This window comes from Terriglobia bacterium (assembly GCA_020073085.1).
In the GTDB taxonomy this organism is placed as follows: Bacteria; Acidobacteriota; Terriglobia; order JAIQFV01; family JAIQFV01; genus JAIQFV01.
The window spans coordinates 47,966-62,490 of sequence record JAIQFV010000028.1 but is presented as its reverse complement, the minus strand read 5'-3'; the positions used below and the strand labels follow the sequence as shown (position 1 = coordinate 62,490).

Genomic DNA, 14,525 nt, shown 5'->3' with positions numbered 1-14,525 from the left:
GTTGCTACGGCGGGAGTCGCGGGCTTGGAACCGAAGGGTCAACCACGATCAAGTGAAAATCAACTGGCAGTTCACCCGGAAAAAAGCACGGATCAAGTTCAAATACAAAAAGAACTCTTTCACGCGGTCAAAGACCTAGTACAACCCAGGGTTTGCTTCCAGCCGGATAGCTAACCGGCGATTGAAAGGTCAGACTCCCCTGCTGAAGGACAATCCAGACCTTTCCGAGCGAAAAGTCGGCGACCGCAAGATCCAATCTCCCATTGCCATCGAAATCCCCGGCGGCGTAAGACCGGTCGGCACCTCCAACAAAAAACTCGGGTAGAGGAGGCAGAGAGAAAGTGCCATTGCCCAACCCGAAGAGGATCCTGGCCTTGCTGCCAGACTGCCCCGGCACTGCCAGGTCCAGTTTGCCATCACGAGTAAAATCCCCGACGGCAAGGGTGCTCCCATACCAACCATAGCCAGAGATGTATCGAAACGTCCCATCACCATTTGAGACGACCGCAAAAATGCCGCTGTCGGTCATGCCGGCAAAGGCCAAATCCAGAATGCCGTCTCCAGTAAAATCCCCAGCCGCCACAAACCTGGCTGAGGGCGCAAAAGTGATGATCGCATCCCTAAATGTCGCATCACCGTTTCCCACGAGAATGGATATCTTGTCAGCCGTATCATTGGCGAAGGCAAGATCCAGCTTCCCATCTCCATCGAAGTCCCCGGCGACCACAGACAGGGGACCGGAATAACGCAGACCCGGGATGGGTGTCGTCACGGCCGCTTGAAAGGTCCCATCGCCGTTTCCCAAAAGGATCGAAAAGGACTTCGAACCCTTGTTCGCAACCACGAGGTCCACTTTCCCGTCACCGTTAAAATCGCCCGTCGCGACGGCGGTCGGCGAGGTGTCCACCGGGTAGACGGATTGCACCCCAAAACCGGGTGAGGGACAGGCTGCCAGGGGGGACGGCGTGGTGAGGGATACCAGTCCATCTGAAGCTTGCAGAAGAAGAGGTTGACCTCCCGCGGCGACAAGAGAAATGCTTATGATTGCAATGAAAATGAACGCAGTTCCAGGGGGATTTTGCTGGGGAAGGAAACGCATTGAAAACCTCCAAAGAGACGGTTCCAAAAACCGGTCTCAGAATATCAAGGCCAATGGAATCACGACCTGCCATTGGCCATCAGTGTCCTGCATCACTCAACTCGACCAATAAACAAAACCTCTTCAGGGAAGGAAGCCATCCAATGGAAGCCCGCTCTTCGCCAGACCAGCAACATGCTTCTGGAAAAAACGAATCAAGGTGGGATTGGAGATCATATGGGGGCAGAACCCTTATGCCAGAGAAGAAGACATTCACACGGTTCTAGATAAAAATAGATGGCTAACCTTCAACTAGTTTTCAAAAGGAACAGAGGGGGCCGACCGTCCAAACCCATAGGACAACTAAATAAAGCGCTCCAAACTTCCGCCATCGATTCTAACTCCACCCACCCCTCAGAAGCAAGGCTGATATCAATCAGGCTGATATCAATCGGCTGATATCATTCGAGGTTACCGGGTCACAACTTCCTTCCCGGATTACCTTTACTTTGGAGTACGGCCCCTCAGAGCGGGGGCGTACTCCAAACCCCTGAGAACTGCTTCTACTTTTCACTCATACCGCAAAGCGATTATGGGATCCACCTGGGTGGCCCGGCGCGCGGGAACGTAGCACGCGAAGACACTCAAGCAAACGAGGAGGAGGAACACAGCCGCGAAGGGCGTCAGGTCGATCGGGCTGACCCCAAAAAGCAGGCCCCGCATCATCGGCGTCAGCGCCAGCGACAAGGTGAATCCCGCGGCCAGGCCCCAGGCTATCGCCGGGGCACCCTGGCGAAACACCATACTCAGAATCCCGAGCGGTTGAGCGCCCATGGCCATCCGAAGGCCGATTTCATCTGCTTCGCTTTGTGCCTGGACGACGTTTGCGCTACGGACCATGCGGCCGACCATGCGAATGAAACCGGCCTTGCCCACCTTTGACAAATCGGCGAGCAGGGGGACAAACAGATCCACGTTGGCTGGGACGCTCGAGTCCTCCGGAAAGATCAGGCGAAAATCCCGGGGCAACACGCCGATCACCGTGACTGAGCCGCCGCCGATACGGACCGCCTGGCCGATGATCTTTGGATTGGCGCCGTAGCGGCGATTCCACAGGCCGTATGAAATGACCGCGACCGACGGCGGGCCGTCCTGCCGCTCGCCTGCCGTGAAGAATCGACCGGCCTCGGGCCGGCCGCAAAGCAGCGAGAGAAAGTTGTCGGTCACCTGGGCCAGTTTGATCTGCTCGGGCTCGCCCTCCCCGACCAGCGTGCCATTGGTGACCCAGATGCCGGCGATCTGGTCAAACAAACGGCTGCGTTCCCGGTACTGTGCTACCTCCATCCCCGTCGCGGGGGCGCGGGTTTCCTTCCCAAGACCCGTCCAGATCATGGCGAGACGGTTTGCATCGGGGTACGGCAGCGGCTTCAGCAGGACCGCATGAACGACGCTGAAGATCGCTGTGTTCGCCCCGATGCCAAGCGCCAGGGTCAGGACGGCCACAGCGGTGAAGCCGGGAGACTTGAGGAGCAGCCGCAGGCCATAGCGCACGTCCTGGAATAGCGTCTCAAAGAACATCACCCCGCGCGCCTCGCGACACTCCTCTTTCACCCCTTCAACCCCCCCGAAATCGAGACGTGCCCGGCGACGCGCTTCTTCGGGATTGAGGCCCGCCTGAAGGTACCGTTCGACCTGGCGCTCATAATGAAAACCCAGTTCATCGTCCATCTCGGCTTCCACGGCACGATGACGAAACAACGCGCGAAGCAAGAACAAGAGATGATGAAACACAGGGCCCTCCTGGCATCTCAAGAACGCCGGACCGAAGGCCGGCGTTGGTCTCAATCAGTCCCTAATCGGGACCTGACATGTTTGATTCCAAGTCTTATCCCGGGTTCTAAATGTAAGCGGTCGCAAAGCAATCCGAGATCTCAAATTTGAAATTTCAAATCCTGCAAACCCTTTGGGAGAAGCTCTGAACCCGCCGGGTGCCGCAGGCATCTCGGGTGCCGCAGGCATGCGTTTTGGGCACGCCTGCGAACCTCGATGACTGAATCGCCGGCTTGCCCCACCTTCACCGGTTCTTTACATCCTGCAACACCCGTTGCAGGTCTTCATACTCTCGCAATGGATTGGCATGCATGCAAAAAGCCGGGTGCCGCAGGCATCTCGGGTGCCGCAGGCATGCGTCTTGGGCATGCCTGCGAACCATACTGACTGAAGCCCCGCCTTCCCCATCTTCTCCTAAGTGCGCCGGTTCTTGACAATCCTGCCATCGATTCGCATGCATGCAAAAAGCGCATGCGTGCGGCACCCCAGCAAAAAGCGCATGCGTGCGGCACCCCTGAAAAAAGCACATGCCGGCGGCACCCCAGCAAAAAGCGCATGCCGGCGGCACCCGGACAAATTCAAACCTGTCGCTCATTCATACCGCAGCGCCTCGGTGGGATCCAACCGTGTCGCTCGACGTGCCGGCATCCAGGACGCGCAGGCTGAAACCACGACCATGAGGGTGCTGACCGAGACCAACGTCACCGGATCGGTGGGTTTCACCTCAAAGAGAAGTGTTTCGAGGAGGCGGGTCAGGCCCAGCGCCACCCCCAGTCCCAACAGCAGTCCTGCAGCTGAAAGCATGAGGGCTTCCTTTATCACCAGGGAGGCGATCTGCAAGCGCCCCGCGCCGAGTGCCACGCGAATTCCAATTTCCTGAGTTCGCTGTCGCACTGAGTAGGAGATCACGCCGTACACACCCATACAGGCGAGCCCCAGCGCCAGCCCTGCAAAGATCAACAGCAGCAGCATTTGAAAACGCGGCTGCGAGACTGAATCGCTTAGCACACTATCCATGGTCTCGACACCCGAGACCGCCTGCTCCGGGTCCACATGGCGTACAGCCCGTTCCGCCGAGTCCATGATCTGGAGCACATCGCCTCGGGCACGGACCACCAGAGAGGCAAAATACATGGGGGCTTGGGAGTTGGAGAGAAAAATGGTCGGCACGGGTGCCTCTTCGAGTCCCGCCTGCCGCGCGTCGGCCACCACTCCCACAATGCGTGCCGGGTTCGGAACGGACCAGCAGACGCTGAAGGACTTCCCGATGGGATCTTCGCCACCCAAGTAGTGCCTCACGAAGGCCTGGTTGACCAGCATCACGCTGGGCGAGCCGAAATGGTCTTGCTCTCCGAAATCACGCCCTGCGACGAGCCGTGTGCCCATCGTCCGGAGGTATCCCGGGTTAATGATCAGGAACTGCGCTGATTGGGAGCGGGCAGGGACCGGCTCCTCAGTCGAACTGCCGGGGGCAAAACAAGAAGCGGAGATCTGCCCCCGCATCGGAAGAAAATGGACACTGCCGGCCGAGTCCACGCCCGGCGTCGTCCGCAATTCCGCGAGCAGGTTGTCAACGTATTGCGAGCGTTTCTGTGGGGTGTCGTATTTCCCCGGAGAGACGAAAATCCGCATTGAGACGACGTGTTCCGGATCGAATCCCGGGTCCACCGACGTCAACCGCTGAAAGCTTCGTAACATCAGTCCCGCGCCGATGGAAAGTAGGATGGCCAGAGAGATCTCCACCACCACCAGCGCGCGTCGCAACATGCGATTGCCGCTGCCCGTGCTCTGCAAGGTGCCTTGCTGGAGTCCGGTTTGTGCATCCACCCGCGAAAGCCGAAGGGAGGGAAGGAGTGCAAAGAGTGCCACCGTCAAAACGGAGATCAGCAGCGCGAAGGCGAACACCCTCGCATCGATCGTGACCGGCTCGCTGCGGGGCAAGGGGGTGCTCTGCGGGATGATGGCCAGCAGTCCCTGCAAGCTGAATCGTGCGAACGCCATCCCTGCAATCAGCCCCGCGAGCGCCAGCACGAGGCCTTCGACCAGAAGCTGCTGCACAAGGCGTCCTCGTGTAGCCCCCAGGGCCTGGCGCATGGCCATCTCGCGCCACCGGCCGGTGCCGCGCATGAGGAGCAGGTTGGCGACATTGGCGCACGCGATCAACAGCAGGAATCCCACGGCGGACAGCAGCACCAGCAGCGGCCGCCTTAGATCGGCGGTCACATCCCGGAGAAATGGCGCGACCTCGGCACTCCACTCCCGGTCGAAATCCGGCCGCGACGCAGCGGCAACCCCGGCGGCGGCCTCGATATCCTGCTGGGCCTGGTGCAGGCTCACACCCGGCTTGAGCCGCGCCAGCACCGTCAGGTAGCGACCTCTCTCCCACTCGGCGGAACGGGTGATGCTCAGGGGCGTCCAGACCTGCGCCCGCGTCCCAGGAACAGCAAACCCTGGCGGCATCACCCCGATGATGACACGAGGAACGGCGTTGACGGTGACCGTTCTTCCCAGGATGTTGCGGTCGCCTCCAAAGCGCTCTTGCCACAATCCATAACTGATGACGGCATTCCGGTCATGGCCCGGCGCCTCGTCTTCAGCCACAAAAGTCCGCCCGAGATAGGCCGGAACTCCAAGTATGGAAAAGTAGGGCGCCGACACCCAGAGTCCGGGGAGCGCCACAGGATCGCCCGCGCCGACGATGTTTACTTCCATGCCCATCACGGCGGCCATGGCTTCGAAGCTGCGGGCATGCTCGCGCCAGTCGAGAAAATTGAACGGATTGACGACGTTCCGGTGGTAGCCCTTGCCGGGGAGCGCCTCCCACAGACGGACTAAACGGTCGGGCTGCGGAAACGGGAGCGGGCGGAGCAGCATGGCGTTGACCACGCTGAAGATGGCGCTGTTTGCGCCAATGCCGAGCGCGAGGGTGAGGACGGCCACGGTGGTAAAGCCGGGAGATTTTTTGAGTATCCGCAAAGCATAGCGGACATCTTGAATCAGTGTCTCGATGACGTTGACCCCGCGCGCCTCGCGGCATTCTTCGCGGACCCGCTCGATCCCGCCGAAATCGATCCGCGCCCGCCGCGTCGCCTCCTCCCGCTTCAGGCCGGATTGCACATACCTTTCCACCTGGCGCTCAAAATGAAAACGCAGTTCTTCGTCCATCTCGGTCTCGACCCTGTCGCGTCGAACGAGCGACCGGACACGATATAGAAAATCGCTCAGCATGAAGCCCTCCCGGAGGGTTGCAGCGAGAGTCTTTAGTTTGGTTGTGAATGGGCCGGATTCATCACCCGCCGACTTCCGAAGTCCATGAGAATTCGGAGGTGTCTCAAGCGGTCTCCAGCACCTGGCCGATGGCCGCGGTCAGTTTCTTCCAGGCGCTCTCACCCGCCTCGAGCTGTTGACGGCCCTTTCGCGTCAGCTCGTAATACTTTGCCCGGCGGTTGTTCTCCGACGCCCCCCAGTGCGCCTTGATCCAGCCGTGGCGCTCGAGCCGGTGAAGGGCCGGATACAACGAGCCTTGCTGAACCTGGAGCACCTTGCTGGAGATCTGGTGGATGCGCTCCGAAATCGCCCAGCCGTGCTGAGGCTCCAGCGCCAGCGTCTTCAGGATGATCAGGTCCAGGGTTCCCTGTGGAAGATCGATTCGCTCGACAGTCATCTCATTCCCCTTTCGCTTCGACAGGAGAGGATACCGATCCTCCTGTCGAAGTGCAAGGGGAAAAAGTTTTGAGGGGTAAGGGGGGATCGTAAGGGAAGAATCGACCCCCGATGGAAGGATGAGATGGGATCCGGAATGGGATAGCCCCGCCGGCGGGGTGAAGGAGGTCTTTGTTGTAATTGGCAATAACGACGCAGGATGTCGCGCAACAAGGCCCGGAGGGCCGCCAGAATGTAGCCCCCCGCCGCGGCGGGCTCCGCGTTCTTGGCGGAGCGAGGGGGGGGGAATCAGTGGTCAGTGGTCAGTGATCAGTGGTCAGTGGTCAGTGATCAGTGGTCAGTGATCAGTGGTCAGTGGTCAGTGGTCAGAAACAAACCAGGCCCCGGGGGTCTGGAAAAATCCAGGCCCGGAGGGCCGAAGCGCAGTCCAGATGGAGCAGTGCGCTGGGTGCCCTTATAGCTTTCTTTTCGCGCCGTCAGGCACGCTCAATTCCGGAATCGAGGTTCAGGGTTCCTGACCGTAATTGACAAACAAAACCGGCTGGGGTAAAAGAAAGCTTCACAATCACGGCCAATCGGAGGCTCCTCGCTAGTTAGGAAAAGCGTTTTTGGGCGAAAGGAGAGCCCTGAATTATTTCATCCTAATAGGGCTCAACTCGATCCTCCGATATTTCTTACGCCAGACTACTATGTTTCTTTTAGGCTAACCTCTAAGCTCTGCGTTCCCCCCGCACTTTTTTTGCAGTTCTTTATGATCCCCGAGTCTCGGAACTACGCTTTTCCGTCGGGCTAGATAATACGCACCCATGGATAAATAATGACCTTGGGAGGTTTGCGTCGAACCCGGGAGAGGCTCGGTCGCCAGGCTAAGATCCAAAAGTGCGTCTTGTTCTGCCCATCCCTCTCGTCGCGGGATTTTTCATGCGTATGACAGCAGCAAAGGCGGCGCAGATCCTTCTCCAGTCGGCTTCGTTTCTCGCCTTGCTCCTGAGCCTGCTCAATGCCTCAGGCGCTGAGCAGTTGCCCATCAAGACGTACACCACGGCTGACGGCCTCGCCCACAATCGAATTCATCAAATCGTGAAAGACTCCCGCGGTTTTCTGTGGTTCTGCACGGCCGAGGGCCTTTCGCAGTATGACGGCTATCGCTTCACGAACTACACCAAAGCAGAGGGACTGCCGAACCCAAGCGTTCGAGACCTGCTTGAAACACGAGCTGGTGTTTACTGGGTGGCCACGGGTGATGGCCTGGCCCGCTTTAATCCCTCCGGCGATCCATTGCAGAGCACGGGTTTTGCAAATCGGGTACCGAACCCAACCCGCAATCCGCAATCCGCAATTCCTCATTGCCGATGTTCATCATCTACCATCCCACGAAGGACACACCAGCATTTGCAGTCAACGTCTTACTCGAGGATCACACCGGCACGATCTGGTGTGGTACGAACGGCGGCCTGTTTCGCCTCGAGCAGGCAGGTGACCAGGTCAAACTCCACCTCCTTGAGATGGGAATGCCGAATGAGAAAGATGATGATCGACTCGTGGAAACAATACTGGAAGACCGACAGGGCGCGTTGTGGGTGGGCACACGAGGCAGCGGACTCTACCGTCTCTTTTCCGATGGCCGCTCCGAGCGATACACCACCAAACAAGGTTTGCCCGATGATGCCGTTCATGCCTTGCTTGAAGACAAAAACGGAAGCTTGTGGGTGGGCACGGGGCTTGGTTTGTGCCGGATTGTTTCAGGACCCACATCGAAGCGAGTGATTGTCACCCGGGTGTACACGACGGGCGATGGGCTGCCTTCCAACTGGATCGATTCGTTGTTTCAGGCTTCTGGAGGTCGTCTCTGGATCGGCACCTCGCTCGGGCTGAGCCAGTTCAACGCGGGGGTCAACAAACCCGGCCAGGAGTTTCGCAACTATACGACTGCTCAGGGCCTCAGCACCGGAGCGATAGAAGCGATGGCTGAGGATCGTGGGGGAAACCTCTGGATAGCGACCGAGGGCAGCGGCGCCACGAGAATGGCGCGCAATGGATTCACCACCTATCGCGAGACGAATGGCCTCGGCAAGAACGGAGTCGGTTCCATCTTTGAAGGCCAGACAGGCGAACTTTATGTGGTCAACGGAAGTCCGGGTGAGTTTCGGCAGTTCGACGGGAACCGATTCCATTTAATCCGTCCACGTTTCCCGAAGGACATCACTTTTTTCGGCTGGGGGTGGAATCAGATCCTCTTCCAGGATCATCTGGGGGAATGGTGGTTCCAAACAGGCCAGGGCCTTTGCCGCTTTCCGAAAGTCAGCCACGCTGAACAACTCGCGAGCACCCTTCCCAGGGCCGTCTATACAAGCCGGGATGGGCTGATCGCTGATAACGTGTTCCGTCTCTTTGAAGATTCGCGAAGTTGCTGGAAAGCCTCCGGGATGCGGTCAATGGCGGCTCGCCCATTTCGCCGGAGGTGGCGCGACGGGTGGTCGCCTTGTTTCGGGATATCCGCCCGCCGGAGCGCGCCGACTATCAATTGACGGCCCACGAAACGAAATTATTAAAGCTGCTGGTCGAAGGCCATAACTACAAAACCGCGGCGGCTGAAGTGGGTGTCAGCGTCAACACGATCTCCCTCCACATGCGCCACATCTACGAGAAACTGCAAGTCCACTCCAAGTCGGAAGCCATGGCCAAGGCTCTGAGGAATCGGTTAGTTTGATCAGTGGCCGGAAGACAGTGGGCAGTGGTCAGTGGTCAGTGGTCAGTGATCAGTGATCAGTGGTCAGTGGGCAGTTGAGAGTGAGTGGGGGTGGGGGCTGGTGTTCAGAGTGAGTTCCGTAAGCCGTTAAGCAGTTTTCCAACTTCAGAGGTGCGCGATATTAGGCCCGACACCGACTGCTTTTCGAGGTAAGCCAACCTTTCAGCAATCAGTACTTGCGTCTCCACTTCCAACAACGATCCATAAGCGATCGACAAATGCTGCAAAAACTCGCTGGTGGATTTGCGTCCCTGGCCCTCGGCGATATTTGATGGAACCGAGACTGCGGCTCTGCGCAACTGGCTTGTTAATCCATAGATCTCTTCCTTAGGAAAGCATCTGGTCACCGTATAAACCTCCTGCGTCAAATCCATCGCCTTCTGCCATACAATCAAATCGCTATACTTCTTAACCTTCATCTCCATCACCTCCCTTCTTCTACTCTGACATCACCAATGAGGATACCACCGTCTTTCCCCGCTGACCACTGACCACTAGCCACTGCCCACTGTTTTCTGCCCACTGGCCACTGCCCACTGATCTTTCCTACCTGTTCAGGTGGTGACACCTGATTTCTTCTTGAACTACATTGCAGCCTTCCAAGAGGACTCGTACCAAACCCTGGCCGCGCGCCAGGCATCACTAACCACTGACAACTGAGCACTGGCCACTGATCACTATCTTCAAATAGGGAGAAACAGTATGAAAAAGCTTGATCTCAAATTGAAACTGATTATCTTCGGGCTATTCGTCCTCCTGGCCCCTCTCGCGATCCCAGGACAAGGCCAGCCTGAACCGTTTAAGAATGTCCAACAAAGGGACAAGGTCCAACAAACAGATGTCATCCAACAACGATTCGCACCCATGAGATCCTTCCTTGATCGATTACCCGACAACAAGAGGGCAGCCTTCTCGGGCAGCGCGCAGAACTTATTCCATATGGTGGAATCCAGCCAACCCGGAAAAGGTTTTCTTGACTCTCCCCTCCGGTCGGGTTTCTCGCCGGGAAACATTGCTTCCCCTGCCCTCAAATCAGACATTGCAGCCGGCTTCGCCGTTCAGGATGGCCTCATCCCAGTGTCCGACCCAGGGAACGATTTCGTCTTCTCTGTCTTGTCGGGGTTTACACAAAGTGAAACTTCGACCGCCTGGTGCGGGGATAACGTGGTCGTCGGTTTCAACGATACCGGAAGCATTTTCGAAACCCTGGTCCTCAATCCTCCGCAAGGTCTGAGTAACAACGGTGTCACCCGGTCGAGCGATGGGGGCGCCACCTGGTCTTCTCCCGTCCGGGTGAATACAAACAGAGAACCTCTGCGGTCCGGCAAAGGGACGGATCAATTTATGCCGGGACTAGCCGTGGACCGGACGAGAAAGATTGCAGCGTGCTTCTATGACCGGCGCGAAGACCCCGACAATTTCTTTATCGACCGCTTCTGCGCCGTCTCTCAGAATGCGGGAGCGACGTGGACTGACGAGAAACAGACTTCGAACAGCTTTGCTCCGATTCACGGCACAGACGTCCCGACCGTTATACCGACCTATATGGGGGACTACGACACCGTCGCCAGTGACTTCACCGGTGCCAACCGCGGATTCGTGGGCTCATTCCAGATCATTACTCCTGGCGGGAATCCGGATGTGAAAGCGACTCGATTCCGATGATTTGACTTCTGTCTCGATGAATGTCCAGCAATAGGGGTCAGGCCCGGAGGGCCGAAAGAATGTAGCCCCATCCGATGCTCCGTCCCGCGCTTTTTGCGGGACGGAGCGAGGGTGGGGTAAGGATGCGGAAAAGAATCAGAGCCCCGCTTGCGGGGCGACACATAAATTCGGGATAGTCCCGTCGAACGGCCGGCTGATCGCCAAACTTGAGAGATGAAAGGAGTCAATGTGTCATGCCAACCAAACGTACTTCTGCCAGGAAAACAGTCACCAAGAAGGGGAAGATAAGTACCGCCAAGCGCCCGTTGCCCACCTGTGAAGATATTTGCATCGCGAAATACCGCGCGTGCCTGCGGCAAGGCGGCAACCATGCGAAATGCCTAGGGCAACTGATTCAATGCCTGAACGATTGCGCGTAGAAACGACGGCGTATTGTGAGCTGACTTCAAGCTGCGACAGGTAGTAGTGAGGAGTCAGTCAGCCCGGGCAAGCGGGAGGTTTCTTTAGCCCCGCAAGCGGGGCTGTCACATTTTCTCTTATCCTTACCCCGCCCTCGCTCTCCGCCTACGGCGGACGGAGCTCAGGTGGGGCTACAATCTTTCGGCCCCTCCGGGCCTGAACCAAATCCTTTTCCTGCGTCTTTACCCCACCCTCGCCCCGCCAAAAACGCGGCGCGTCGGATGGGGCTACAATCTTTCGGCCCCTCCGGGCCTGAGCCAAATTCTTTTCCCGCGTCTTTACCCCATCCCAGGCCGCGCTCTTGGCGGGGCAAGGGTGGGGGAAGGGTGCGGAAAAAAAATCAGAGCCCGGCAGGCGTTCTGTCTTGATGAGTCTCGGAGCGGATTTTTCTGACACCGCCCAGGCCCGCTAACGGAAATTGCTCATCATGACGACGTCGGTCTTGCGCTGACCCCGCAAGAAGGCCAGTTGCTTGCCGTCCCGGGACCACGCAAAGGCAAACATATCGCCGCCGGGGAACCGCGTCACCGGGACCGGATCTTTTCCGGTCAGCGGTTGCTCCCAGATGTTTGTAGCGCGGTCACGCACGAGCATGAAGGCGATGGCTTTGCTGTCCGGCGTAAAGCGCGGTGACCGCATTCCGAAGGGGACGTTGAGCGTGAACAGGGGGGCTCCGCCTTCCGCGGGAGTGACGATCAGATTGGCTCGGAAGTTGCTGCCCTCGACCTTTTGCGACGTGTAAAACAGGAGCTTGCCGTCGGGTGAATATCCCGTCTCCGAGAACGGGAGGTCCAGTTTTACAGGGGTTCCTCCTATGATGGGGACCCGCCATACCGCGCTATCGGCGGCATAGACGACCGACTTGGAGTCTGGGGCGCAGATAGCGCCGCCCAAGATGGCCCGCGGTGTCAACTTGAGGGGGTTGGAGCCATCGGCATCGCTGCGCCACAGCTCGACAATCCCGTTGTGAAAGGTGTTGTAGATGAGGTGCCTGCCGTCCGCGCAGGCGGAGAGCTGCACATGCGGATCGGGGTCGCTCGTCAGCGGAACGCTATGGCTTCCGTCGGGATTCATCTGAAACCATTTACCCTGCGTATTTCCGGCGACAATGCGGTTGCCCACCCAGTCGATGCCCAGCCCTATCGGTTCGCCACTGGTCACCTGCCTGGCGTCGGAACCATCCGCCTTCCCTACCCACACATCGCTCGAGATCGTATTCTGTAGAGCGACCAGCGAATTGCCATCGCGCGTGATGTCCAGACAGCACGGATCGTAGTTGGTCAGGTCGTTGGTAAACCGGGTGGACTCGCCTTTGGGGTAGCTCACATGCCAGATCTGGCCGCGTCCTTTCTGCGGATCGGTCCCCACCACCAGGATACCGCTGCCCTCCGGCAACCAGTCCAGCGCCTGTGCAGGAAGTGAGAAAGAGTGCAAGTCGCGCACCTCGCCGGTTTTCGCTGAAATCGTCTCCAGCACCCATCGGCTGGCGTTATCCCGCGTTTCCGCCGACACGGTTGCCAGCGTCCGGCCGTCTGCAGACCACGCGACATTGGCTGATCCCACGTTGAACCCCGTGCGTTTCGAGAGTACGCGTTCGCCGCTGCCATCCGCCTTCGCGATCACGATCGCATTCCCGGGGATTTCGAGAAGGCCGCGGATAAAGGCGATCTGCTGTCCGTCCGGGGAATAAGCCGGCGCTGAATCGATGTCCCGAATGATCTCCCTCGGCGTTCCGCCCAGCACCGGCATCTGGTACAGGTAACGGAAATTCATGGTGGACCTATCGGAACGCACGAACATCACATAGTTGCCATCGGGGGTAAAACTGACGGCGACGAAACGCACTTGATCGGGCGCCAGCACCTGCACGTTGCTGCCGGTGGCCAGTTGCTGCACCCACAGGCTCTCCTGGGCCCCCTCGCGCAGCACATAGACGATGTAGCGTCGATCGGGCGACAGTGCCGCCGCGCCTGCGTTTCCGGTGGAGGTCACCTGCGCCATGGTCATGTTCTGCACGTTGAAGCCGCGGGCACGGTGGCTCCAAAGGTAGCCGCCGACGGCGAGGGCAGCCACCACGACCGCGGCGACAAAGATCGCGGCATAGATGGCTTTGCGACTCCGGGGTACACTTGCCACCAAACCGCTGGGGACGGTCACTCTGCCGGAGCTGGTGTCGCGCTTCAACCGCTTCAGTTCGGCGCGCATGTCCGCCGCGCTCTGGTACCGCATATCGCGGTCCTTCTCGAGCGCGGTGCGGATGATCTCATCCAGCTTCGGCGGAAGTTCCGGATTGAGGTCAAGGGCGGGGACCGGATTGCGATTGAGGATCCCATCGAAGATGATGGCCGTGGTTTCTCCATCAAACGGAAGCCTGCCGGTCGCCATCTCATACAGCACGGCGCCGAAAGAAAACAGGTCGCTGCGCGCGTCCAGTTCCTTGCCCCGCGCCTGCTCGGGAGACATGAAGGCCGTCGTGCCGACCGCGATACCGGGCGATGTCAGGTGCTCGGCGACGGTCGCCTCCGCCGCCCCCACCCGGGTCAGCTGTTCGGAGGTGCGACGGCTGGCGACCAGCTTGGCCAACCCGAAGTCAAGGATCTTGACCTGCCCCCGTGGCGTGACCACGATGTTCGCGGGTTTAATGTCGCGATGAATGATCCCCTTGCCGTGCGCGGCGTCAAGGGCATCGGCGATCTGGATGGCGATATCAAGCAACTCCTGCAGGTCCGGGCGATGCCGCGCGAGATACCGGTCCAGCGGCTCGCCTTCAATGAATTCCATGGCGATGAAGTACTCACCCTCCGCCTCGCCGACCTCATAAATCGTGCAGATGTTGGGGTGGTTCAACGAGGACGCGGTGCGCGCCTCCAATTTGAAGCGCTCCAGCGCCTGCTGGTGTTGAGCCAAGTCCTCCGACAGGAATTTCAGGGCAACACGGCGACCCAGCTGCAGGTCGTCGGCAGCCCATACGGTTCCCATTCCCCCTGATCCCACGCGGTCCAGCACGTGGTAATGTGATAGTTGTCTGATGGAATCACCTCTCCAGTCAGGGGATTATAAGCGGGGCTTCCGGCTCCGGTC

The 14,525-nt window shown here is 58.8% G+C and carries 9 protein-coding genes and 1 pseudogene; 4 read left to right on the top strand and 6 right to left on the bottom strand.

What is annotated here, in order from left to right:
* Positions 1-127: 127 nt before the first annotated feature.
* The 4 genes from LAO21_20040 to LAO21_20025 all read right to left on the bottom strand — a co-directional run bounded on the left by LAO21_20040 (position 128) and on the right by LAO21_20025 (position 6,572).
* On the bottom strand, positions 128-1,099 hold the full coding sequence (locus tag LAO21_20040) for a VCBS repeat-containing protein (GenBank protein ID MBZ5555013.1): 972 nt from the start codon (positions 1,097-1,099) through the stop codon (positions 128-130).
* A 549-nt stretch (positions 1,100-1,648) separates the two neighbouring features.
* Complete coding sequence (locus tag LAO21_20035) at positions 1,649-2,869, bottom strand: ABC transporter permease (protein MBZ5555012.1); 1,221 nt, start codon at positions 2,867-2,869, stop codon at positions 1,649-1,651.
* A 630-nt stretch (positions 2,870-3,499) separates the two neighbouring features.
* The gene (locus tag LAO21_20030; protein ID MBZ5555011.1) at positions 3,500-6,136 is read right to left on the bottom strand and encodes an ABC transporter permease; all 2,637 of its coding nucleotides are present in this window, start codon (positions 6,134-6,136) and stop codon (positions 3,500-3,502) included.
* A gap of 103 nt (positions 6,137-6,239) precedes the next feature.
* The gene (locus tag LAO21_20025) at positions 6,240-6,572 is read right to left on the bottom strand and encodes a PadR family transcriptional regulator (GenBank protein ID MBZ5555010.1); all 333 of its coding nucleotides are present in this window, start codon (positions 6,570-6,572) and stop codon (positions 6,240-6,242) included.
* A gap of 926 nt (positions 6,573-7,498) precedes the next feature.
* On the opposite strand from LAO21_20025, the pseudogene LAO21_20020 reads away from it, so the two are divergent.
* From LAO21_20020 to LAO21_20010, 3 genes and pseudogenes are all read left to right on the top strand, one after another.
* Positions 7,499-7,732: pseudogene (locus LAO21_20020) on the top strand (hypothetical protein).
* A 380-nt stretch (positions 7,733-8,112) separates the two neighbouring features.
* Entirely contained in the window at positions 8,113-9,099 is a 987-nt protein-coding gene (locus LAO21_20015; GenBank protein MBZ5555009.1) for a hypothetical protein, read from the top strand.
* A complete protein-coding gene (locus LAO21_20010; GenBank protein MBZ5555008.1) occupies positions 9,054-9,281 on the top strand; it encodes a LuxR C-terminal-related transcriptional regulator in 228 nt (75 codons plus the stop codon). Before LAO21_20015 ends, LAO21_20010 begins: the two co-directional genes overlap by 46 nt.
* Positions 9,282-9,385: 104 nt before the next feature.
* On the opposite strand, the gene LAO21_20005 is transcribed toward LAO21_20010, so the two are convergent.
* Positions 9,386-9,739 (bottom strand): four helix bundle protein, encoded by a 354-nt coding sequence (locus tag LAO21_20005; GenBank protein MBZ5555007.1) that lies wholly within the window; start codon positions 9,737-9,739, stop codon positions 9,386-9,388.
* 283 nt (positions 9,740-10,022) lie between these two features.
* On the opposite strand from LAO21_20005, the gene LAO21_20000 reads away from it, so the two are divergent.
* Entirely contained in the window at positions 10,023-10,985 is a 963-nt protein-coding gene (locus LAO21_20000; protein ID MBZ5555006.1) for a glycoside hydrolase, read from the top strand.
* A gap of 867 nt (positions 10,986-11,852) precedes the next feature.
* On the opposite strand, the gene LAO21_19995 is transcribed toward LAO21_20000, so the two are convergent.
* Positions 11,853-14,423, bottom strand: a complete 2,571-nt coding sequence (locus LAO21_19995) for a protein kinase (protein MBZ5555005.1) — start codon at positions 14,421-14,423, stop codon at positions 11,853-11,855.
* Positions 14,424-14,525 lie beyond the last annotated feature (102 nt).